The 232-nt window shown below is 52.2% G+C and carries 2 tRNA genes; both read left to right on the top strand.

Annotation, left to right across the window (positions count from 1 at the left end):
- Window positions 1–8: 8 nt before the first annotated feature.
- Window positions 9–95, top strand: a tRNA-Leu gene (locus HWW83_RS25550).
- A 42-nt stretch (window positions 96–137) separates the two neighbouring features.
- Window positions 138–224: transfer RNA gene (locus tag HWW83_RS25545), tRNA-Leu, on the top strand.
- The last annotated feature ends 8 nt before the right edge of the window (window positions 225–232 follow it).

The following is a 232-nucleotide window of genomic DNA, read 5'->3' as shown; positions in this document are numbered from 1 at the left end:
GCATCGATGCGAAGGTGGCGGAATTGGTAGACGCGCTAGCTTCAGGTGTTAGTGTTCTTACGGACGTGAGGGTTCAAGTCCCTCTCTTCGCACCACGCTGGCGACGTAATATAAATCAAAGCAACAACATCGACTGTGCGAAGGTGGCGGAATTGGTAGACGCGCTAGCTTCAGGTGTTAGTGTCCTTACGGACGTGAGGGTTCAAGTCCCTCTCTTCGCACCAATTGATGA

It is taken from the genome of Serratia ureilytica (assembly GCF_013375155.1).
Lineage (GTDB): Bacteria > Pseudomonadota > Gammaproteobacteria > Enterobacterales > Enterobacteriaceae > Serratia > Serratia ureilytica.
Note: the sequence above shows the minus strand (reverse complement) of the source record. Positions and strands in the feature narration are given on the sequence as shown.